At 59.4% G+C, this 22,245-nt stretch carries 21 protein-coding genes and 1 pseudogene; 8 read left to right on the top strand and 14 right to left on the bottom strand.

The window, feature by feature from the left end:
- Window positions 1-156: 156 nt before the first annotated feature.
- From BK659_RS23665 to cpaB, 5 genes are read right to left on the bottom strand one after another with little or no spacing between them, the layout of a single operon-like run.
- Window positions 157-1,041: a type II secretion system F family protein gene (locus BK659_RS23665; protein ID WP_123427596.1), complete on the bottom strand. Its 885-nt coding sequence runs from the start codon at window positions 1,039-1,041 to the stop codon at window positions 157-159.
- Window position 1,042: 1 nt separating this feature from the next.
- Window positions 1,043-1,927, bottom strand: coding sequence for a type II secretion system F family protein (locus tag BK659_RS23660; RefSeq protein WP_123427593.1), 885 nt, complete (start codon window positions 1,925-1,927; stop codon window positions 1,043-1,045).
- Between the two features lie 18 nt (window positions 1,928-1,945).
- The gene (locus tag BK659_RS23655; protein ID WP_123427591.1) at window positions 1,946-3,220 is read right to left on the bottom strand and encodes a TadA family conjugal transfer-associated ATPase; all 1,275 of its coding nucleotides are present in this window, start codon (window positions 3,218-3,220) and stop codon (window positions 1,946-1,948) included.
- Window positions 3,217-4,407 (bottom strand): CpaE/TadZ family protein, encoded by a 1,191-nt coding sequence (locus tag BK659_RS23650; protein ID WP_123427589.1) that lies wholly within the window; start codon window positions 4,405-4,407, stop codon window positions 3,217-3,219. The genes BK659_RS23655 and BK659_RS23650 overlap by 4 nt, the downstream gene beginning before the upstream one ends.
- Window positions 4,408-4,467: 60 nt before the next feature.
- Window positions 4,468-5,412 carry a Flp pilus assembly protein CpaB gene (cpaB, locus tag BK659_RS23645; protein WP_123427588.1) on the bottom strand — a complete coding sequence of 315 codons (945 nt, stop codon included), beginning with the start codon at window positions 5,410-5,412 and terminating at the stop codon, window positions 4,468-4,470.
- A 332-nt stretch (window positions 5,413-5,744) separates the two neighbouring features.
- Here cpaB and BK659_RS23640 point away from each other — a divergent pair, with 332 nt between their 5' ends.
- From BK659_RS23640 to BK659_RS23625, 4 genes are all read left to right on the top strand, one after another.
- The gene (locus tag BK659_RS23640) at window positions 5,745-5,948 is read left to right on the top strand and encodes a Flp family type IVb pilin (protein ID WP_123427586.1); all 204 of its coding nucleotides are present in this window, start codon (window positions 5,745-5,747) and stop codon (window positions 5,946-5,948) included.
- Window positions 5,949-5,999: 51 nt separating this feature from the next.
- The gene (locus BK659_RS23635; RefSeq protein ID WP_123427584.1) at window positions 6,000-6,413 is read left to right on the top strand and encodes a response regulator; all 414 of its coding nucleotides are present in this window, start codon (window positions 6,000-6,002) and stop codon (window positions 6,411-6,413) included.
- A gap of 38 nt (window positions 6,414-6,451) precedes the next feature.
- Window positions 6,452-6,655 carry a Flp family type IVb pilin gene (locus tag BK659_RS23630; RefSeq protein ID WP_123427582.1) on the top strand — a complete coding sequence of 68 codons (204 nt, stop codon included), beginning with the start codon at window positions 6,452-6,454 and terminating at the stop codon, window positions 6,653-6,655.
- 177 nt (window positions 6,656-6,832) lie between these two features.
- A complete protein-coding gene (locus BK659_RS23625) occupies window positions 6,833-8,908 on the top strand; it encodes an autotransporter family protein (RefSeq protein ID WP_123427580.1) in 2,076 nt (691 codons plus the stop codon).
- A gap of 84 nt (window positions 8,909-8,992) precedes the next feature.
- Here BK659_RS23625 and BK659_RS23620 read toward each other — a convergent pair whose 3' ends face one another.
- The 4 genes from BK659_RS23620 to BK659_RS23605 all read right to left on the bottom strand — a co-directional run bounded on the left by BK659_RS23620 (window position 8,993) and on the right by BK659_RS23605 (window position 12,903).
- Window positions 8,993-9,763: an SDR family NAD(P)-dependent oxidoreductase gene (locus BK659_RS23620; RefSeq protein WP_123427578.1), complete on the bottom strand. Its 771-nt coding sequence runs from the start codon at window positions 9,761-9,763 to the stop codon at window positions 8,993-8,995.
- 11 nt (window positions 9,764-9,774) lie between these two features.
- Window positions 9,775-10,923 carry an oxidoreductase gene (locus BK659_RS23615; protein ID WP_123427576.1) on the bottom strand — a complete coding sequence of 383 codons (1,149 nt, stop codon included), beginning with the start codon at window positions 10,921-10,923 and terminating at the stop codon, window positions 9,775-9,777.
- Window positions 10,920-12,158, bottom strand: a complete 1,239-nt coding sequence (locus BK659_RS23610) for an AfsA-related hotdog domain-containing protein (protein ID WP_259740303.1) — start codon at window positions 12,156-12,158, stop codon at window positions 10,920-10,922. Before BK659_RS23610 ends, BK659_RS23615 begins: the two co-directional genes overlap by 4 nt.
- Before the next feature lie 193 nt (window positions 12,159-12,351).
- Window positions 12,352-12,903, bottom strand: coding sequence for an acyl-homoserine-lactone synthase (locus tag BK659_RS23605; RefSeq protein WP_123427571.1), 552 nt, complete (start codon window positions 12,901-12,903; stop codon window positions 12,352-12,354).
- A gap of 154 nt (window positions 12,904-13,057) precedes the next feature.
- Between BK659_RS23605 and BK659_RS23600 the strand changes: the two genes are divergently transcribed.
- Window positions 13,058-13,777, top strand: coding sequence for an autoinducer binding domain-containing protein (locus BK659_RS23600; RefSeq protein ID WP_123427569.1), 720 nt, complete (start codon window positions 13,058-13,060; stop codon window positions 13,775-13,777).
- 354 nt (window positions 13,778-14,131) lie between these two features.
- Entirely contained in the window at window positions 14,132-14,581 is a 450-nt protein-coding gene (locus BK659_RS23595) for a DMT family transporter (protein ID WP_123427567.1), read from the top strand.
- A gap of 5 nt (window positions 14,582-14,586) precedes the next feature.
- On the opposite strand, the gene BK659_RS23590 is transcribed toward BK659_RS23595, so the two are convergent.
- Both BK659_RS23590 and BK659_RS23585 read right to left on the bottom strand, forming a co-directional pair.
- Window positions 14,587-15,441 (bottom strand): MaoC family dehydratase, encoded by an 855-nt coding sequence (locus BK659_RS23590; RefSeq protein WP_123427565.1) that lies wholly within the window; start codon window positions 15,439-15,441, stop codon window positions 14,587-14,589.
- Window positions 15,442-15,443: 2 nt separating this feature from the next.
- Window positions 15,444-16,796, bottom strand: coding sequence for a 3-oxoacyl-ACP reductase (locus BK659_RS23585; RefSeq protein WP_123427563.1), 1,353 nt, complete (start codon window positions 16,794-16,796; stop codon window positions 15,444-15,446).
- A gap of 293 nt (window positions 16,797-17,089) precedes the next feature.
- On the opposite strand from BK659_RS23585, the gene BK659_RS23580 reads away from it, so the two are divergent.
- A complete protein-coding gene (locus BK659_RS23580; protein WP_123427561.1) occupies window positions 17,090-18,367 on the top strand; it encodes an acetyl-CoA C-acetyltransferase in 1,278 nt (425 codons plus the stop codon).
- On the opposite strand, the gene BK659_RS23575 is transcribed toward BK659_RS23580, so the two are convergent.
- Window positions 18,354-19,382, bottom strand: coding sequence for a bile acid:sodium symporter family protein (locus tag BK659_RS23575; RefSeq protein WP_123427559.1), 1,029 nt, complete (start codon window positions 19,380-19,382; stop codon window positions 18,354-18,356). The genes BK659_RS23580 and BK659_RS23575 overlap by 14 nt on opposite strands.
- Before the next feature lie 83 nt (window positions 19,383-19,465).
- Here BK659_RS23575 and BK659_RS23570 point away from each other — a divergent pair, with 83 nt between their 5' ends.
- Window positions 19,466-20,254: an AraC family transcriptional regulator gene (locus BK659_RS23570; protein ID WP_123427557.1), complete on the top strand. Its 789-nt coding sequence runs from the start codon at window positions 19,466-19,468 to the stop codon at window positions 20,252-20,254.
- Window positions 20,255-20,374: 120 nt separating this feature from the next.
- On the opposite strand, the gene BK659_RS28395 is transcribed toward BK659_RS23570, so the two are convergent.
- Complete coding sequence (locus tag BK659_RS28395; protein ID WP_404942545.1) at window positions 20,375-21,103, bottom strand: methyl-accepting chemotaxis protein; 729 nt, start codon at window positions 21,101-21,103, stop codon at window positions 20,375-20,377.
- Window positions 21,104-21,232: 129 nt separating this feature from the next.
- Window positions 21,233-22,165: pseudogene (locus tag BK659_RS28390) on the bottom strand (HAMP domain-containing protein); the annotation flags it as partial.
- Window positions 22,166-22,245 lie beyond the last annotated feature (80 nt).

Raw genomic sequence — 22,245 nt, 5'->3', positions numbered from 1 at the left:
GCGAGGCTGCGTTCGAGGACGAAGTCCTCGCAAATCCTATATACGCGGATTGCCTGATAGAACGCGTTGCCCGATTTTACGACCGCTTTGCGGCCGAACGCAGCCTCGCGAGCTCGACAGCTGCTACGAGCGGCTCGTCCGCCTGATGATGCGGCTCTAGGATCCAAACGCCCTGGCAATAGCAGTAAAGCCCGGCCCCGCCAACACGATCAATAACGCGGGAAACAGAAACAGCATCATCACCACGGACATCTTGGCGGACATTTTCGAGATGTATTCCTGCAAGTGCGTCAGGCGTCGGTCGTCGAGCAACTGCTTGAGCGTGAGCAGCGATTTCATGGCGCCGCCGCCTTGATGGATCAGTTGCTGGAGGATCACGCAGGTGTCGGTGAACTCGTCCACGGCCAGCAGCGTCGCAGTCTTGTGCAGCTCCTCGCCGAGCTCCAGACCGGAGTCGACCCGAGTCAGGATCAGGCGTAGTTCACTGGTTAGTTCCGGCAGCAGTTTGTGCGCCTCGGTGCTGAGCACACGCAAAGCCTGCTCTATGGCCATCCCCGATTCGAACAGAATCCGCAGCAGTGGAATGAACGTCGAAATCTCGATGGCAATATTTTTTTGCCGACGGTTTACGGCGTAGGCCAATAGCCGTTTGGGCAAGAGATAACCCAGGCCGGCTCCCAGCAACGGAGCGAGCCATTGGTTTTGCGCGTTGGGGTAGAACACCTGTTCAAAGAACACCGCCAGCCCGAGCACCAACAGGGGCGTGCCGATCTGGCAGGCGGCGAACAACGAGCGCTCGCTGGATTTGCGCCAACCCAGGCGCGTGAGCAGGGTTTGGGTCTCGCGGTCGATGCTGACCGACCGCTGGCCGAACCTGCTGTCCCCGAGCGCCCGCAACCAGCTGCTTAATTTGCTTTCCTGCACCACATGCCCTTGCAGGCGTTGGGCGACGTGCCGCTCACGCCGCCGCTGTTCCAGCAGATTGCCAAGCACCAGCACCACGGCCCCCAGGAACAGCAATGCGCTCACCAGTAAGGCCATCTCAGATACTCCGCAACATGCGCCACAGCGCCAGGCACCCGACGATCTGCAAACCCACCGCGGCGATCAGCATGTGTTGGCCGGCGGGGTCGTGCCACATGCCCAGCATGTAACCGGGGTTGGTCAGCATGAAGTAGCTCGCGATGAGAATGGGCAGCGACGCCAGAACCCAGGACGTCATTCGGGTTTCACCAGTCATGGCCCGGAGCTGACGGGCGCCTTGCTCGCGTTCGCGAATCAGCTTCATCAGGTTCTCCAGCAGCTCGCTGGCGTTGCCGCCGTAGCGATGATTGACCTTCAATCCCAAGGCAAACATGCGCAGCTCATCCTGATCAAAGAGCTCGGCAAAATCGTGCACCGCGTCGGGCAGGCTGACGCCTAATTGCACGTTGCGCTGAATCCGCCCCATCGATTTTTTAAGCGGGTCGGCGCTGGCGTCGATGCCTCCCATCACTGCGTCGGCCAGGGTGCGGCCGGATTTGAGACTGCGCACGCTGTGATCGAGCAACTGCGGCAACTGTTCAATCATTCGCCTTAAGCGACGTCGGTAACGCCAGGCAATGTACAAACGCAATGCCAAGGGCGGCGCCACCAACAGCATCAGCAGACCAAGCCAGCTCTGTGCAATAAATCCGATCAGGCACAGGGATGCCCAGAGCACCAGCCACAGCGCCAGACGCTCGGTCGGGCGGCCAAGGCCCGCGCGCAAAAAGGCCCGCTCAAGGCCTGCCCACACGGGTTTCTTGATGATCAACTGCGGTTGCCCCTGGGCCAGTCGATTCAATACGCGTTCGGTGCTGGTCTTGCGCAGGCCCTGATAGAACAGCCGAATCGACAGTCCCAGGAACACCACGCACATCAGGCTGAGCAGTATCGGGCCGATCATCGCGCAAGCCTCGTCAAGTCAGTTGAGGGGCAGAGACAACTCATGGCGCAGCTTGTCGCCCGCGGGGTTGACCGCTTCGCGCAGAAAGCCGAAGCCGGTCCGTCGGTCGAAACGAAACAGCGTGTTGGTGACGTAGATGTCCTCGCGGATACCCACCACTTCCACCACCTCGCTGACGCAACGCCGGCCATCCGGCAGGCGCGTCAGTTGAATCACCACATCGAGTGCCGCGCAGATCATCTGTCGCAGCGTGCGTTCGGCGATCTGACGCCCGGTCAGGCCGACCAGGGTCTCCAGGCGTAACAGCGCATCCTGGGCGTTGTTGGCGTGCACGGTGCTCATCGAACCGTCGTGACCGGTGTTCATCGCAGTCAGTACGTCGAGCACTTCAACGCCACGGATTTCGCCAAGGATGATTCGGTCCGGGCGCATCCGCAGGGCGTTGCGGATCAGGTCGCTGGCTTTCACCTCGCCGTGGCCCTCGGCGTTGGGTGGACGGGTTTCCAGGCGTACGACGTGAGGGTGGCCCAGTTGCAGTTCGGCGACGTCTTCGATAGTCACCAGACGTTCGTGAGTGTCGATCAGTTGACTGAGAATGTTCAGCAGCGTGGTTTTGCCGGTGCCGGTACCACCGCTGATGAGGATGTTGCAGCGTTTGCCCACCGCTTCTTGAATGAAGTCGAAGATCGCCTGATCGATGGTTTGCATCGCCATCAGGTCGCTGCTTTTAAGCATGTCCTTGCGAAATTTGCGAATCGACAGACACGGTCCGTCCAGCGCGATGGGCGGGATGATTGCATTGACCCGGCTACCGTCGGGCATGCGCGCATCGACCATCGGCGAGGATTCATCCAGACGCCGCCCCAGTGGCGCAAGGATGCGTTGCATGACCCGCTCGACGTGATGAGCGTCGATGAAGCGCAGATCGCTTTGGTGCAATACACCGTCACGCTCGATGAACACCCGGTGCGGACCGTTGACCAGAATCTCGGTCACGGCCGGGTCGCGCAACAGCACTTCCAACGGACCGAAACCGGTGAGTTCGTCGACGAGTTCTTCCGCCAGGCGCTCCATTTCATAACGCGAAATAGCCAGGTGCAGACGGGCGATGTATTCGGCGACCTTGTCGATGACGAATTGCGAAAGAATCTGACGCGAGCCTTCCAGCAGGTTTTTTCCGGACTCTTCGATGGCATCGATGATGTAGCGATGCAGCACCAGTTTCAGGCCTTCATGATCGGTGTTGCCGATCGGGCTCAGGGTCTGTGCGCCGAAGAGTTTTTCACCGCTCATCTGTTGCCCCGCAAGCGATTCAGCCAACTGACTTTTGGGGTGGCCAGGCTTTCAGAGCGCTTAGCCAGACGTTCACCGAGGGTGCGCAAACTTTGGGTCAGGACCTCGCGCGGGGCCAGTTCGAACAGGGACACGCCCTGGTTTTTTGCGTTGAGCCGAACCTCGGGGCTGTAGGCCAGGACGGCGATCACTTCCAGGCCAAAGGTCTTGCCCAGGGTGTCGGAATCCGGGGCCGCGTGGCGCAGGTAGCGGTCGACCAGCAATTGCGCGTGTTCAAGCTTCATGCCTTTTTCGCGCCAGAGGTTGAGCACCGTCAGGTTGCGCCGGCAATCGAGCACGCTCTGGTCGGTGTACCACAGCAGCTTGTCGCAATGGCTGACGAACGTGCGCAGGGCTTCGCTGTCGGGTTGACCGGTGAGGTTCACCACGATGTGCTGAAAGTGTTGGCGCAGGGCGCTGAGCAACATGTACAGCTCGGCGGCGCTGGTGCGCTCCAGCGGTTCGTCGTTGTTGGCGTAGGCGAGGATTCGCAGCCCGGCTTCGGCGCTGGTGAAGGCGCTGTCGATCAGCGTCGCATCGAGGCGCCGAAGATGCCGCAGTGCATCGCCAAAATGGAACGAACTCTCCAGCCCCAGCAGCGCCAGGCTGTCACCACGAGGCAGGCCAAGGTCCAGCAGCAAGGTTTGCTGGCCGCTCTTCTGGATCACCAGGGCCAGGTGTCCGGCGAGCAGGGCACCGTCGGCGTTGCTTTGGGTACCAAACAGCACCGTCAAGCCACCCAGTTGGGTGTTGGGTGCGACGGGCGGCAGACGTTTGCTCAGGCGTCGTACCAGACCTGAGACTTCGCTGGCGCGTGAGCCGTAGGCAACGAAGTCCCGAGCCCCGGCGCGCATGGCGTTGAGCACCAGTTGATTGTCCATGCCGTCGCCCAGCGCGACGATCGCCAGCATCGGTTTGGCTTCCAGCGCGCCTTCGATCAACGCACTCTGGGCCACGACATGCTCGCGGTCGAGGCCGACGAACACCAGGCTGGCAAAGGTTACGTCCACCAGCGCCAGCAGTTCATCGAGGCTGCCGCCACCGGCGCTGACTACTTGGCCCAAGGGCGCGAGTGCGCCTTGCAACCACTCAAGGTCAGTGCTGTTGCGGGTAATCGCAAGGAACGTCTGGCTCAGGTTCTGGATCATTGTGAGGGTCCGCTGCGTTTATCGAAGTTGCGGTTTTTGAGGACCTGCATCCTTGCTCGATCAAGGGGTTTGTTGGGTCACCTGAATGCCGCGTATGACCTCGATGCTGCGCCGTGACACCGCCACCGGACGTGCACTGACACTGTTTTTCGGAGTGCTGCCCAAGGCCAGCTGGGTGAACTGGAACAGCTGAGTGTTGGTGGCATTCAGGAGGGAGGATGAATCGCTTTCACCTGCCCAGTATTTGGCTAGGAGCTGCTCTTCGCTACTGCGCACGGCCAGGCGCAAGGTGCCGACCTGAGTCGCCAGCATCATTCGACTGAGCAATTGTTCGGGCACCGCCAACACTACGCTGCGGGCCGCGATACGACGTTGGTCCTGTTTGAGTTTTTCATCGGAGCTGGTGGCAGGGGAGGCGGGTTTGCCGTCGTTGGTCAATCCGAATTGCTCGCCCACACCCAATACCCGCATGGCCGGTATGACAATTTGCGCCGATTGCTGCGCGTTGGTGGTGTCCTGACGCAGGAACAGCAGCACGTCGACGTAGTCGCCCGGGATCAGTTGTCCGGCAGCGCCGATTACTTCGTCCACCGCCACCGCGAGCGCACGCTCATCACTGTGGATCATCCGTGCCAACGCTCCGCCGGCCTCGAAGCTGTCGTTGTTCAGCCAGGTGCCCGCGCTCAGGCGTCGCCAAGGGATACGGCCAACGGCCTGGTCCAGGCTGCTCAAGCTGCCGACGGGGGCATTACGGAGTTTTTCCAGGGTCAGGTCAGCGGCGGTGAGGGGGGTAAAAGGCAAGACATCATGCACCAGCACGACGACGGGTTGGCGGGTCTGGTCTTCTGCGCTTGTCAGCGTTTTTTCCACCGCGACGGTGACAGGGGCGGCGACGGGATCGGTAACGGCTGCGGGTTGTCGGCTTAGCACCAATCCCCAGTACCCGACAATGACGGCGCCGAACAACAGCAGTCCAGCCAGACTCATGGTGACACGACTGTTCATGACGGCTCTCCCTTTCCTGCTGCATCACTGGCTCGTGAACTTCAACGAGATAATTTCGCAATCAGGCAGCTATGAACGTGTAACTATTTGGCTATTTGAAAGTAGCGCAGCAAAATCAAAACGCCATCACCGGCCAAAAAATAACGCACGAACCGATGAGACGCCCTTGTTTGTGTGCCGGTTTTTGGGCGCCAACATTCCGATTAATACTTTGTGATTAACCGCTTATTACACTTGCTGGAGTGGGGTTTGTTGACAATGCTCCGATGGCATAGAGCAATCATGTTGTGCCCCCGTTACATCGGCGCCCTCTGGCGCAAAGGAGAAGCTGTATGTTCCTTAACGTCGTGCGGTATCTGTACATCCGCTTCCAGCTGTTCATGACCCGGACCGAAGGCGCTTCAGCCATTGAATATGCGCTGATCGTGGCGATGGTGGCGTTGGTTGTGATTGCCTTCGTCGGACCGATGGGCAACTCGGTGAAAGGCACCTTCAACAAGGTCATCACTTCACTGGGTGGGACGGTTGTGCCCTGATCGATTGTTCGTGCTCCCATCCGATTGCTTGCTCAGTGAAAGGAGTTGCACATGAACGCTTCTTCGCTCCCGCGCCAACAGTTGCTTCTGGTGGACGATGAAGAAGACGCCCTGTTGGAACTTGCGGAGTTGCTGGAGGGCGAGGGCTTTTGTTGCTTCACTGCAACGTCGGTCAAACTCGCGTTGCAGCACCTGACCCGTCACCCCGATATTGCGTTGGTTATCACCGATCTGCGCATGCCGGAAGAAAGCGGCATCTCACTGATCCGCCGTCTGCGCGAGCACACTTCCCGCCAGCACTTGCCCGTGATCGTGACTTCCGGTCATGCCGACATGGACGACGTCAGCGACATGCTGCGCTTGCAGGTACTGGACCTGTTCCGTAAACCGATCTATCACGTGCGCCTGTTGGAAACCCTGGACAACCTGTTCCCGCAACCGAAGTTGTACCAGGTCAGTCCTTAGAGCCATCGGAGTGTTCTACTCCTTGCAGGAGAAAGCGTATGTTCCTTCAATGGGTGCGGTACCTGTTCATTCGATTCCAGTTGTTCATGAGCCGGACCGAGGGCGCTTCGGCGATTGAGTATGCGCTGATCGTCGCGATGGTCGGCCTGGTCGTTGTGGCCTTTGTCACGCCGCTGGGGGATTCGGTGAAAGCCACCTTCAACAAGGTCGTCGGTGCATTGGGCGGGACTCCCGTAGCCTGATTTATCAGGAAGTTGACGTCATCCATTTGGCATTTTTTGATGGTGTCCAAATGATGGCACCTGTATATTGCCCGCGCCTGAACCAGCCCCCGCTGGTTGGCCGGTATGGATGCCTGAAAGAAGCTGGGCGCGCCTACTGAAAACGCGTCCTCTATATGCTTCTGAAGGGAATCTGCATTGAACACCTCTTGCCTGCGCCGCTCAGTTCTGGCGCTTTCTGTGGCTGCTGCCGCCATTCACACCCCTGCCATTGCCGCACCTCTCAACTTGATCAACGACGGCCCGATCACCATCAACGGTGACGATTCTTATGGCATCAAGGATCAAGGCAGCGTTGTTACCAACAACTTCCTGAACTCGGGCAATATCGCCGTCAGCGGGATGAACGCGACCGGGGTGGCACTGATCGGCACCCACATCGGTAACAGTGTGATCAACGAAGGCACGATCAAGGCCACAGGCGCCAATGCTGTGGCGTTGCGACTGGATGGCGCTACGTTCGGGTTTGCATCCAGGTACAACACCTCGATCATTAACAATACTGGCCTTATCTCCGGCGAAAGGTTCGGCATTCAAGTCAGGAACCAGCAGAACACCTATCCTCTTCTGTCGATCACCCAATCCCTTGGCTCGATCGAAGGCGGTGATGCGGCCATTCAGATCGATGACGGAAAAGCTTATTTCTATTGGAATGGCGGTAACGTCAAAGGCAACCTGATGGGCCTTTCCGGAGTGAAGATCAATGGTGATGTGAACTTCGACGGTTCGACCATCAAGGCGGACTACATCACGGTGGAAAAGGGCGAGCTGACGCTGCAACAAGCCCACACCACGATCATCGGCGAATTTGACATGGAAGAGCCGACTTCGGTGCTGCATATGTTCCTGGGCAACGACACCAACCCCAATCTTCCGGTGCTCAAGGTCACCGGCCTGGCGGACATCGGCCCAGGCGCTCATCTTGAGTTGAAGGCGCGCTCCGAAGACTTCCGTACGGCTAATGGCGGTACCCGCTACACCTTGATCAGCTCTGGCAAGCTGGAAGGCGGCAAGAACCTGACAGTGGTGTCTTCTTCGGCGTTGCTGGAGGTGAAGGACTACGGCGTTGAGGGCAACGACGTGAAGGCGCTGGTCAATGCCAAGGGGCAGGCCGTTGTGGAGCAAAACGTTCTGAATGCCGGTGGTTCATCGAACGCCGCCAGCGCGGCCGGGCGTGTCTCGGATGGCTTGATGAGCAAACTCGATGCACACGATCCGGTGTTCCAGGCCTTCGCCAACGCCAGCAGCGATGCGCAGCTGGCGAAGCTTTCCGAAACACTTAACCCGGACGTGAGCCATGGCGCAATCCAGGCGTCCACCAACGGTCAGACGCTGGTCGCGAACGCCATCAACACTCGCTCCAGCAGTGCCCGCAGCGGTTTGTCCTCGGGTGACGTACTGGCCGAAAAAGGCGTGTGGCTGCAAGCCTTGAGCAGCGACGCCGATCAAGGTTCGCGCAGCGGCGTCGACGGTTACAGCGCCAATAGCCACGGCGTCGCAGTGGGCGCCGATGGCCAGTTGAATGCCGACACCACGCTGGGCATTGCGTACAGCTACCTGAGCAGCAACGTGAAGTCCGACGCCGGGAGCAAGACCGACGTTATCGGTAACGCGCTGACGCTGTACGGCAACTGGACCCACGACAACTTCTTCGTCGACACCTCGCTGACCTATGGCTGGAACAGCAACGAGTCCAAACGCTACATCGCCGGCACCCGTGCCGAGGGCGATTACGACAGTGACATCTTCGGCGTGAACGCGTTGGCCGGTTACACCTTGCGCTTCAATCAGCAGGTGTTGCTGGAGCCGCAGATCGGTGCGCGCTACGCCAACGTGGCGATTGATTCGTACCGTGAAAAAGGCAGCTCGGCCTCGCTGAACGTCGGCAGCCAGCGTTATGAAGTAGGCGAAATGGGCCTCGGCGCACGCCTGGCCGCCGCCTTCGATGTCGGTGCCGGCAGTCTCGAGCCCGAAGCCAAGGCCATGGCGTGGCACGACTTCATCGGTGACCAGGCCAACACCACCTCGACCTTTGTGCTCGGCGGCACGCCGTTCACCACCAGCGGTGCCAAACCTGCGCGTGACAGTTATGAACTGGGTCTGGGCGCAACGTATCGGATCGGTGCCTGGAGCGTAGGCGGGTCGTATGATTACCTGACCAAAGCCGACTTCAACGCAGACACCTTCACCGCCAAGGTTCGCTACGATTTCTGATCCTTCGCCGCACACAAAACGACCCGCCATGAGCGGGTCGTTTTGTGTGTGCTGTCTGGTCTTTTGAAGCGTGCGGTTTTGATATCAGAACTTGCCGCTCGCGTAGCCGCCATCGATGGGCATGATTACACCCGTGACGTAGGACGACTGATCGCTGAGTAGCCAGAGTACGGCGTTTGCCACTTCATCCGCCGTACCGAAGCGTTTCATGGAGGTGACGTTGATTTTTCTTTGGGTGTTTTCCGGTGCCGCCTTCAAGCGTGCTTCGCTGTTCATGCCGCCCAGAATAGGGCCAGGGGCAACCGCGTTGACACGAATGCATCCGCCATCTTCCAGCCTGGCGTTTTCGATGGACGCCACCTGGGTCATGCCGTTGATCGCCTGTTTGCTGGCGACATAGGCCACCTGACCGCCAATAGGGACTACGCCGGCACAGGACGATGTGTTGACGATGGCGCCTGTTCCCCGGCCGAGCATGATTTGCAGTTCATGCCTCATGCAGTGGTAGGTACCGTTGACATTGATGTTCATCACCTTCATCCAGTCATCCGGGCACGAGTCCGCCAGCGCGCCATAGCGGGCGGTCACGCCGGCATTGTTGAAGGCGCAATCGAGCCTGCCGTAGACGGATCGAATGGTGTCGAATGCTTGTTCTACCTGAGCCGGATCGGCTACATCGCAGGCAATGAACCGGCAACGTTCGCCCAGCCGGTCTGCCAGCTGCGCACCTTTTTCTGCGTCTCTGCCGAACACGATCACATCGGCTCCCGCCTCGATCAGGCGTTCGCTGACGCCCTCGCCAATCCCGCTGGTTCCGCCTGTTACCAGGCACACTTTTCCTGTGAAGTCGTACATGTGTCGCATCCTTATGCCAACGAGGGTCTCAAGTATTTCGGGTTCACGCAGCAATACACCCGGTCCAGGCGCGGATTACTTTTGTCGCTGAAGCATTTACTGTCCCACTGGCATTTATGGATGTCGCTGGAACGGCCCTGAAGCGTTTTGTTAATCAGGTCGTTGTCGGCGAACAGAGCCCTGGACATCCCCACCCAGTCGCAGACGCCATCGGCCAGCAAGTGTTCGGCTTTCTCTAACCCGTCGACGAAGCCGGCATACCCCACCGGTACCGTCGACACCGCTTTGATGGCCCTGACACCGGCTTGCAGGTACTCGTCCATCGTGGAGGAGTGGACGATGAGCTGGCCGAAGGTCGCGCCTATGCACATCGAACACTCCAGTGCCGCCACGCCGGCCAGGCAGAGAGCCTGGACTGTTTCTTTCATATCGGTGAATTGCAGCCCCTGCTCACCCAGACCATCGTCGATACCCAGCCGGATGGTGACGATCAGGGCACCCTGGGTTCGTTCGCGGATGGCCTGGATCACTTCGAGCAGCAGACGGGCACGGTTCTCTTCGCTGCCCCCATAACGGTCCGTACGCTTATTGGTGTGTGGGGACAGAAAGCTGCTCAGCAGATAACCGTTGGACGCCTGCAATTGCACCAGTCGGGCACCGTTGATCCAGGCCAGCCAGGCGGAATGGGCGAACTGTTCGATGACCAGGGCAATGTCTGCTTCGTCCATGATCCGAACCCGATAGTCCGGATCAAGTTTTGACACGCGCGGGCACGGCACGCCACTGGGGGTCAGCACGGCAACGCCGGTGTGCGTCGTGGTGCCCTGACCACCGTAATGTTGCAACTGCACGGCCACGGGCGTGTTGATGCGCTCGGACATCTCGAACATGGATTTGAGCGATTCGCCCTGGTGTTGCTCGAACAGTCCGAGCCCGGTGCTCTGCAATCGGGACTGCGGCGACACCGTGGCGTTGCACAGAAACGCCATGGAACAACCGCCCTCCATGATGCCCTGATAGAACTCGATCATGGCGGGCGTCACGCACCCGCTGTGATCGGCCAGATCCACGCCCATCGAAGCAAAAAACAGACGATTGCGCAGCTCCAGCCCGCCTGCCAGCCGAAGCGGCTCAAGCACATGGGGATAACGGTTCATCATGCCTCAGCTCTCTGATCAGGCATTGACGACGCCTGGTTAGGCGTCATCCAGACCGGCTGCTCGAGAGCGGGGGCGGGGACTGTTTCCTGATGGGAGAAGTAAGTGAACTGCTTGAGCACTTCTCGCCATTTGAATCGCAGCTGCGAATCCAGGTCCGCCAGTTGCAGTTTAAGCAGGCGGCCCTTTGGCGCATCGCTCTCGTGTACCGATTGCACCGGCAGGCTGATCATTCCCTCGTTTTCCAGATACAGATAGACATGCCCCCGCGCGGGTGTGTCGAGCGGGCTGACCGAGCTATCGCACTGGACTTGCAGTCCGGCCATTGAAAGCAACTCCAACTGGCCGGCCAGATGACGACCGGATTCAAGGCGTACCAGCACTTCATGCCGTATACCTTTGAGCGGCCGGAACCAGTGGGCCGGATCGATATTGATATTTCGCATGCGCTTGAAGACGGGCATTTTGATGACTTCGCCGAGTAGCCGGATATCGGCCACCAGTTCGCCCCTCTGGAAGAAACGCGCACGTTTGTCGACTTTGCGTGCCCGAGGTTGCGCCGGTTCGTCGTAATCGCTGACGAGTACGTCGACCTGAAAGGACGACTCGGTATAACGGGGGAAGCTCGACAGCAGGTCAACAATGGAAATCGACACCTCACCGCGTGCGTACCCACTGTGTTCGTAGAATTGCGCGTACATGGCCTGGCGGGCGGCTTCAATCAACATCAGGCCAGGAACGTGTTCATGATGCTTGCGGTAAAAGAAGTAATTGGAGGTGTCGTTGAACAGGGTGAAGTACAGCAAGCCTTGCTGTGGGCAACCGCCCAGATTCTTCAGGACATCATGCACTCGCCGCCGTTGCCCGACGTCGAGAATGTCGTCATAACCCAGCAGTTGCGCCAGCTTGGCTTCGGTACTTTCCAGCACCCAGACACCTGTCAGTATCAGGTGATCGGTGGCTTTTTCGTAGCAGGCCAGAAGCTCTGGCAGACAGGCCGACATGCCCGCCTGTTCGAGTTCGTCCAGGCCGATAATCGTCGGTAACGAGCGCAGCACCAGCCGATTGCCGTCCAGGCGGTAGGCCTGGTTTACGATATCGAGGGCTACTGGATCGAGGTTTGCCTGTTGAACGATGTCGGCGGATAGCCAGGCGGGTAGCTGGTGACGAGCGTCGTAAATCAATACGTCGTCATCGTGGCCTTTGTGAACGATGTCTTTTCCAACTTTCCTTTCCATGTCGATCATGATCTTCCCTCTGTGTTGAACGTTGGTTTTCCAGCAATAACTATCCATGTCGCGAGATCGACCCACGCCGATATGAGCCGCCCGGCTCATGTCGGCAGCTTGATTTCATATTTTTATGTGTCACCGGGCGTCAGGTGCCCAGGCCAGCCAGTTCAATTGGTTGAGCTGACGATGAAAGGGGCGGTTACTGAACGGTGATACAGCAGGCCACCAGGGCACGGTTGTCCAGCACTTGAGGAGGTGCCAGCCATTTGAAATCTATGCCGCCTCGCTTCAACAGACGACCGATGGCCACCGGGGAAACCGACACCAGATGGGAAACACCGCAGGTTTTGGCGTAATCCAGGGTGGCCATGAACAGGCCCACGGTGTTTTCGTCGGACATCTGATCGAATTTACTGGTCTGGGCATCAAGGTCCAGAGAGGTAAAGCGTGACAGCTCCCAAATGTCATCCTGGCAAGGTGCAGGAGCGCCGCCCAGCAATGAGGTGAACACTTCACTCAACAGGTACGGTTGGGTTGTGGGCAAAAGGCGCGCGCAGCCTTTTATACTTCCATCGTTCTGTTCAGCGACGATGTAATGAGTGCCACTATGGTCAAACTGGTCGAACTCGAAATCGGCAGGGGTCGACAATTGCCAGCCGAGGCGTTCAACGAATACCTGATACCGATACTGTGCCAACCGCTGACGATCAACCGACGTTAGCTCGTCATAACGTCCTGACAAGTAATCCATCACATCTTCCTTTTAGTGACTTGTTGGGTTCCGATTAGAGCGCACGGCGAGATTGCGCACTACCTGTCACCCTTGACAGCTATCGGAAACATTTGGAAATATGCTAGGCATGTTGGCACGACGCCGATAGCAATAAATAAGAGAAGGAATCTCTATGTCGCACTGGCAGGCTGAACTGTTGGAAAATGCTGTGTCCGCGACGGACGTCGAATTATTGTTCGACACTATCAAAACCGTTGCCCGACAGTTGGAGTTTGACTATGTGGCTTATGGTTCAAGAAGACTTTTCCCTCTCACCAAACCTTGTCTGTTCCTCATAAATAATTACTCGCCTGCCTGGCAAACGGCCTACGCGACCAATCGCTACCTGGAAATCGATCCCTACGTTGCGCGAGCACTGAGAAGCGTAAAACCCGTGCTGTGGGACGCCGAACTCAAGGCCCTGGCTCCTGAATTCTGGCGGGAGGCGCAATGTCATGGGCTCTCGGAAGGATGGGGGCAAACGCTGCTCAATAGCGAAGCGCAGGGGCTGGTGACGTTCGCCCGCGGCAGCGACCCGATCACGGCTCTGGAACTCAAGACCAAACAGGCTGAGCTCTCCTGGCTTGCACAGATCACCCATTTGGGCATGACTCGATTACAGCAACTGGGGGTGGGATCTGTTCTGCCTGTACCGATTGAGCTGTCTCAACGGGAAAAGGAAATTCTGCAATGGACCGCTGACGGAAAAACATCGGACGATGTTTCCGTCATCCTGGGAATTACCAAGAGAACGGTCAATTTCCATATAAACCATTGCCTCAAGAAACTGGGTTGTCAGAACAAGATCGCCGCTGCGGTCAAGGCTTCCCTCATGGGCCTGCTTTGGAAATAAACACTGTCGGTGTTCAACCCCAAGGTCGGGCTTTTGCGATTAACAACTAGTAGGCAGGCTGTATCTAAGGACTAATGTCAAGGACGTTTTTTGCAGTTATTTATTTATTAAATAACCCTGTAACTCAATAGGTGATGGTTCTTTGAGAATCATAAATTCGTCATAAAGCTTAAGTTACGTAGACACCGTTAACCCTGTTCGACTGGGGCATGATTGTTTGCGAAGTCCCGTAGAGGCTACCGAAGGTTGTGATCTTCTACTGCAATTCTAAAAGTTTGCAGCGTTGGGTTGTGCCTGCGATCGAGCGAGGGGACGGCGTATACTGCGCGCCTCATTCACTCATTGGAGAACAGCATGCCGGCCCCCGTCTGGTGGTTGCTTTGCCTGCCTTTTGTCGCAGGTGCATTTTTGCCGCTGCAAGCCGGTATCAATGGCCAGTTGGCCAAACAAGTGTCGAGCGTCCTGAGCGCCGCGCTGATTTCGTTTTTTGTCGGCACCATGGCGTTGTTGCTGTTGGTGCTGTTCCAGCGAGAAACGCCGACGTTGGCCGCCCTCAAAAGCCTGACCTGGTGGCACTGGAGCGGTGGCCTGCTCGGCGCATTTTTCATCACCACGGCAGCCTTCGCGGGGCCGCGCATCGGCGCCATGCTGTTCATGGCGCTGGTGCTGGCGGGGCAACTGGGGATGGCAATGACCCTGGATCATTTCGGCTGGGCCGGGTTTCGCGAAGCACCCGTCAGCACCGGCAAGATTGCCGGGCTGGTGTTGATTATGGCGGGGGTATTTTTTATTCGGCGTGGCTGATTGCCTCAGGCGAGTGGTCGCCACGTGCCGAGCATGTGTTCCAGATCCCCGGCGCCGACCAGTTTCAAATCGCCGCTTGAGCCGGCAGCGCTGGCCAGCAAGATCACTTCGCTGGGCAAGCGCACCGGCTTCCTGAACTGCACGGCAATCTCGATATTTGAAGTCGGCAGACGCCCGCTCAGTGCCGAAAGGGTTCGTGCTTTGATCCACAAACCGTGGGCGATGGCCCGGGGGAAACCGAAGAGTCTGGCGCTAGCGGCACTCAGGTGGATCGGGTTGTAGTCACCGGAAACCCTGGCGTAGCGCCGGCCAATCTCGCTCGGTGCCCACCAGCGGGTGACCTCGTTCATGCTCAGAACCGGGTCCGACGACGGCTCAATGGTTTCGCCGGCAAGCTTCACGCCTTTGCAGAGCATCTGGCTTTCGGCCTCCCAAAGTGGCCCGAGTGCATCATCAATGCGAGTGACCAACTCAAACACCGCGCCCTTGGCATGAGGTTGCAGGTTCTGCACCCGCACGCTCACCTGCACTCGAGCGACTGCGCCCAAGGGCCGCAGAATACGGATGCGATTGGCCAGGTGAACCAACCCCAGCAGCGGAAAGGGAAACGCCTTGGCAGTGAGCAATTGCATCTGCAAGGCGAACGCCAGCACATGGGGATACGTCGGTGGCAGCAAACCGTCATCGGTAAAATCGCAGACCTTGCGATAGGCCGCGAGGCGCTTGGGGTCAACATTGACCCAGCAACGAAAGCCATCCTCAGGCAGGGTGGTGCCGATGATCTTGCGCCGCGTCGCCGCACGCCAATACAACTCGGGCAGGTACGGTGTACTGCTCTGTGAATGCCAATCGGTCGCCATGTTCAAGCTCCCAATACACTTTGCCCACACACTCGCAATGCTTGCCCGCTGACCGCGCCACTGCCGGGTTGGGCGAGCCAGGCCACGGCTTCGGCGACGTCTTGTGGCAATCCGCCTTGCCCCAGTGAACTCATGCGTCGCCCGGCCTCACGCAGGGCGAACGGAATATGCGCGGTCATTTGGGTTTCGATAAAGCCTGGGGCTACCGCATTGATGCTGATCCCGCGCTCACCCAACAACGGCGCCCAGGCCTGTGCCAGGCCAATCAGCCCGGCCTTGCTCGCGGCGTAATTGGTTTGCCCGCGATTGCCGGCGATGCCGCTGATCGAGGCCAGCAGAATCACCCGACCGTTATCGTGCAGGGTGCCGCTGTCGAGCAGCGCTTTGGTCAGCACTTGCGGTGCATTCAGGTTTACTGCGAGCACCGCATCCCAGTATTCCGGAGTCATGTTGGCCAGGGTTTTGTCGCGGGTGATGCCGGCGTTGTGGACCACAATGTCGATGCCGTTCGGCAACTGCTGGACCAACTGTTCAGTTGCGTCTTCGGCGCAGATATCGAGGGTGATGCTATGGCCGCCGAGGCGGGCGGCGAGGGCATCGAGATCGGTCTTGGCCGGTGGCACATCCAGCAGCACCACCTGCGCACCGTCGCGTGCCAGGGTTTCGGCGATCGATGCGCCGATGCCGCGAGCCGCGCCAGTGATCAGCGCCGTGCGTCCGGCCAACGGGCGGGTCCAGTCATGGACTTGAGTGTCGCAAGCATTCAGCCGCACGACCTGCCCCGAGACATAAGCACTTTTTGGCGAGAGGAAAAACCGCAATGCACCTTCTAGCTGTCCTTCGGCCCCGGCCCCGACATACAGCAACTGCAAGATGCCGCCGCTGCGCAGCTCCTTGGCCAGCGAGCGGCTGAAGCCTTCGAGTGCGCGTTGGGCACTGGCGGCGAACGGGTCGCCCAAGGTTTCCGGTGCGCGCCCGAAAATCACCAGATGAGCGCTGCGGTCGAGATTTTTCATCAACGGCTGGAAGAACTCGCGCAGTTGCTTGAGCTGATCGGTCTGCAGCAGATCGCTGGCATCGAACACTACCGCTTTGAGCTTGGGCCCGTGACCCGGAATCCACGCCTGGGCCACCAACGGTTCCGGCCCGTAGCTATAAATCTGCTCGGTGAGTTTGTTGGCGAACGCGCTGACGTTCTGCGTCAACGGGCCGCCACCGATCAGCAGCGCACCCTCGACGGGCCGCAGGCGACCGGCCTCCCAGCGCTCCAGACGAACCGGCGACGGCAGGCCAAGGGCTCCAACCACACGGTGGCCGAAGGCCGAATTGGCGAAGTCGATATAACGGTCTGACATGGAATGTCCTCCGGCAACTGGGGTTCAAAGTGTGGACCACGAATCGCGATCAGTCGTTCGATCCGCGAGATAAGGCCTACGCTTGATCACAGCAGATTAGTTTGAATCCGGGTTTTTTGTTGGTTGGCAGGGAATACAGAACTTGAAGCGCAATGCAGTACCTGTGGGAGCGAGCTTGCTCGCGATTGCGGTGTGTCAGCCGGCAAAAGCTTTGAATGTGCCGGCCTCATCGCGAGCAAGCTCGCTCCCACAGGGTACTGTTTTCACATTCAGATATTGATAGGGAGCTTTTCATGACTCAGCTGCGCCGCGTCGCGATCATCGGCGGTAATCGCATTCCTTTCGCTCGTTCCAACGGGCAGTATGCCACCGCCAGCAACCAGGCAATGCTGACGGCGGCGCTCGAAGGCTTGATCGAGCGCTACAACCTGCACGGCCTGCGCATGGGCGAAGTAGTGGCGGGGGCGGTGCTTAAATTGTCCCGGGACCTCAACTTGACCCGTGAGTGCGTGCTCGGCTCGCGGCTGTCACCGAGTACCCCGGCCTATGACATTCAGCAGGCTTGCGGCACCGGTCTGGAAGCGGCGTTGTTGGTGGCGAACAAGATTGCCCTGGGGCAGATCGACTGCGGCATTGCCGGTGGTGTCGATACCACCTCGGATGCGCCGATCAGTGTCAGCGAAGGCCTGCGCAAGATTCTGCTGCAAGCCAACCGCGCCAAGAGCACCGGCGACAAGCTCAAAACGTTCCTGCAATTGCGTCCCCGGCATTTGATCCCCGAGTTTCCGCGCAACGGCGAACCGCGCACCGGGCTGTCCATGGGACAGCATTGCGAGTTGATGGCGCAGACCTGGAACATTCCCCGTGCCGAGCAGGATCAGTTGACCCTGGAAAGCCACCAGAAAATGGCCGCGTCCTACGCCGAAGGCTGGCAGAACGATCTGATGACGCCGTTCCTGGGGTTGACCCGCGACAACAACCTGCGCCCGGACCTGACACTGGAAAAGCTTGCGTCGTTGAAACCGGTCTTCGAAAAAGGCGACAAAGGCACGCTCACCGCTGGCAACTCGACACCGCTGACCGATGGCGCGGCGTTGGTGCTGTTGGGCAGTGAGGCGTGGGCGAAAGAACGTGGTTTGCCGATCCTCGCTTATCTGCGCGACGGTGAAGCGGCGGCGGTGGATTTTGTCAACGGCGCCGAAGGGCTATTGATGGCGCCGGTCTACGCAGTGCCGCGTTTACTGGCGCGCAACGGCCTGACCTTGCAGGACTTCGACTATTACGAAATCCACGAAGCCTTCGCCGCGCAAGTGCTTTGCACCTTGAAGGCCTGGGAAGATCCGGAGTACTGCAAAACCCGGCTCGGTCTTGAAGCGCCGTTGGGCTCGATCGACCGCAGTCGGCTCAACGTCAAAGGCAGTTCACTGGCGGCCGGACATCCGTTTGCCGCGACCGGCGGGCGAATCGTCGCCAACCTCGCCAAGCTGCTGGACGCCGCCGGGAAGGGTCGCGGGTTGATCTCGATCTGCGCCGCCGGCGGTCAAGGTGTGACGGCCATTATTGAGCGCTGAGGGCAGCGCCGCGTTGCTGCTCGGCGAGTAGCCGATTGCGGTTGGCATAACTCTCGGCCATCACCGAGCAGACGATCAACTGCAACGGGTGATAGATCATGATCGGCAACAGGATCAGCCCCAGGCCCGGGTTGGCGCCGAAGATCAATGCGGCCATCGGCGCACCGGCCGCCAGGGATTTTTTGCTGGCGCAGAACACTGCGGCGATTTCATCGGCCGGGTTGAATTTCAGGGCGCGGGCAGTGCGAGTGGTCATCCACAGAATGATCGCCAGCAGCGCGGCACTGCCGACCAGTGCGCTGAGAATCACCGTATTGCCCTGTTGCTGCCACATCCCGGAAACCATCGAGTTGCAAAACGCGGCGTAGACCAGCAGCAGGATCACCAGTTTGTCGACGATGTTGGTGTAGCGCTTGTGGCGACTGAAAAACTTGCCAAACAGCGGCCGCAGCAACTGACCCAGTACCAGCGGCAGCAGCAACATGGCGCAGAGGTCGAGCAGGGTTGAACCCAGGTCAATGCCGCCAGCACCGCTGCCCACCACGAAACTCACCAGTAACGGCGTGAGGAAAATCCCCAGCACGCTGGACAGGCTGGCATTGAGAATCGCCGCCGGTACGTTGCCACCCGCGCTTCCGGTCAAGGCCACGGAAGAGGAAATGGTCGAGGGCAGGGCGCACAGGTAGAAGAACCCCAACATCAGCAGCGATGGAATGTGCGAGCCCAGCAGCTTGTCGCTCACCAGCCAGATCAGCGGGAACACCAGGAAGGTGAAAGCCTGGACCATGAAGTGCAGGCGCCAGTTTTTCAAACCGTGACGGATCTGCTCGCTCGACAGGTTGACCCCGTGCAGGAAGAACACCAGGAACACGCCGATGTTGATCACCCACTCGGCGTGCATCGCACCACCTGTGGCGCCGAATGTCGGGAAGGCCCAGGACAGCAGCGTGGCGATCAGCATCCCGCACAGGAACCAGTCGGTGACCACGCGTTTGAGGTGTTTGAAGGCATGCATAGCGGGCACCGAAGACATTGTAAGAATGGATGACCTAGCCTAAGGTCATGACTTCCGCCCGTCTTGCGACATAAGGCCAATCAATGCCGGCTAACGGACAACTTTCTCTTGAACGGACAATCCCGACCCTGACGGCGTTGCCGCGTCCGCTGTATGCCCGTGCGGAAAGCCTCAGCGCCGGCTCGTGGACGCCACCTCATCGTCACGATTGGGTGCAGTTTTCCTACGCGATCAGCGGAGTCCTCGGCGTGCACACCGCCGAGGGCAGTTTCTTTGCGCCGCCGCAGTGGGGTATCTGGATTCCGGCTGATCTGGAGCACCAGGTGGTGACCTCGATGCGTGCGGAAATGCGCAGCCTGTATGTGCGGCGCGAGGAGTGCGCCTGGGCGGACGAGCGTTGTCGGGTGCTGGAAGTTACGCCCTTGGCGCGTGAACTGATCAAGAGCTTCTGCCAGCTGCCGGTGGATTATCCCGAGGGCGACAGCCGCGAGGCGCGCTTGGTCGAGGTGCTACTGGATCAGTTGGCGAGCCTGCCTGAAGTCGGGTTTTCTCTACCGCTGCCACGTCACCCGCGTTTGCTTGGGTTGTGCAACGAGCTGATCGAGCGCCCTGAGCAGAACATAACGTTGCATGAGTGGGCGGAACGATTGGGCACGTCGGAGAAAACCTTGATGCGCTTGTTCCAGCGTGAAACCGGATTGAGCTTTCGCAGCTGGCGCCAGCGCATGCGGTTGTTGTCTTCGTTGAGTTTGCTGGAGGACGGCAGCAGTGTGACCACGGCGGCGCTGTCCAGCGGGTATGACTCGACGTCGGCGTTTATTGCCGCATTCAAAAGCCTGTTCGGGTTTACCCCGGGGGAGCTTTTCAGGTAGTGACGGCCTCATCGTCGGATCGCCGCCCGGAGCAAGCTCGCTCCCACAGGGTTTTGCAGTGTCCTTGTGGGAGCGAGCTTGCTCGCGATTGGCCGCGAAGCGGCCACCCTGGTTCTATGATCAGGTGCGGAACCGTCGCACCAACCCATCCAGCTCATTCGACAACCCCGCCAGACTCTGGGAGTCGAGCCGTGCCGAGTTGGCCAGTTCGGCCACCAACTGCGCATCGCCATGGATCTGGCTGATGTGGCGGTTGATGTCTTCGGCGACCTGATGCTGTTCTTCGGCGGCCGTGGCGATCTGGGTGTTCATGTCGCGGATCACGTCCACCGATTCGCGAATCTGCCCAAAGCTGTTGCGCGCCTCGCCGATCCGGCTCACCGACTGTTGCGACACTTCAAGGCTGGCGTGCATTTGCTGGGTGACCTGGCTGGTGCGCTTGGCCAGGTTGCCGAGCAGTCCGTCGATTTCCGCCGTAGAGTCGGCGGTGCGTTTGGCCAGTGCGCGAACCTCATCGGCCACCACCGCAAAGCCGCGACCCTGCTCGCCGGCGCGGGCCGCTTCGATCGCTGCGTTCAATGCCAGCAGGTTGGTTTGCTCGGCGATGGAGCGAATGGTGCCGAGGATCGACTGAATGTCATTGCTGTCGCGCTCCAGCTGCTGCATCGACTGCGCTGATTGTTCGATTTCCTGGCTCAACTTGTCGACGCTGCTCACTGCGGCATCGATCTGTTGCTGACCTTCGCGGGCCTGACGCTGACCGCTGTCGGCCGACTCGGCGGCCTGGCTGCACGAGCGCGCGACTTCGTTGGCGGTGGCGACCATTTCGTGGAACGCCGTGGACACCATGTCCACGGCTTCACGTTGGCGCCCGGCGGCTTCGGCCATGTCGCTGGAGACCTGGGTCGCGCTGTGGGAGTTGGCGAGGATCTTGGTCGCGGCGCCGCCGATGTGCTGGATCAGCGCGCGAATCGCGGCGAGGAACTGGTTGAACCAGTTGGCCAGTTGGGCCGTTTCGTCGTTGCCACGGATCTGCAGGTTCTGGGTCAGGTCACCTTCACCCTGGGCGATGCCTTCCAGACCGCTGGCAACGCTGCGGATCGGCCGCACGATGAGGCTGGCGAAACTCGCGCCGACTACGGCAAAGACCACGGCCAATACGGCGGCGATGATCGCGATCAACCAGGTCAGTTGCGTGGCGGAGCTCATGACGTCGGTTTGCTTGATCAGGCCGACGAAGGTCCAGCCCAGTTGCTCCGACGGCCAGACGTTGGCCATATAGCGCTCGCCGTTCAACTCGATTTCCACCAGGCCCTTGCCGGCCTTGGCCAGTTGCGCATAACCGTCGCCCAGGCTACTCAGGGGTTTGAAGTTATGCTCCGGCTGTTTCGGATCGACCAGCACCGTGCCGTTGTTTTCCATCAGCATCAGGTAGCCGGTTTCACCGAGCTTGATCTGCTTGACGATCTCGGTGAGCTGCTTGAGCGTCACGTCGATGCTGACCACGCCGCCGTTGGTGCCCAGCTTGTTGTCGAGGGTACGCACGGTGCTGACATAAGTCGCGTCATCGTCTGCCCAGTAATAGGCCTCGGTGCGCAGTGGCTTGCCGGGTTTGGCCTGGGCGGCTTTGTACCAGGGGCGCTGGCGCGGGTCGTAATTGGTCAGCTTCGGATCATCGGGCCACGACACGTAACCACCGGCACTGGTGCCGATGATGGCGTACGCGTAGGACGGGTGACTGGCGCCCAGGTCTTGCAGCAAGGCGAACACCTGCTTGTCCATCTCGCCTTGCGGGATCTCGGTCGCGTTGGCGCTCATGTAAGTCTTGAGGCTGGCGTCGGTGTTTTTGATCAGCGGCTGGGAGGCCAGGTAGTTGACGTTCTGGCTGATGCCGTCGAAGAACAGTTGCATGGCGTTGCTGACCTGGCGGATCTCTCGACCGCTGCTGTCGACAAAGTTCTCTTTGGCATCGCTGCGCAGGTTCATGACCA

The organism is Pseudomonas brassicacearum (assembly GCF_003732225.1).
GTDB classification, from domain to species: Bacteria; Pseudomonadota; Gammaproteobacteria; order Pseudomonadales; family Pseudomonadaceae; genus Aquipseudomonas; species Aquipseudomonas brassicacearum_E.
Note: the sequence above shows the minus strand (reverse complement) of the source record. Positions and strands in the feature narration are given on the sequence as shown.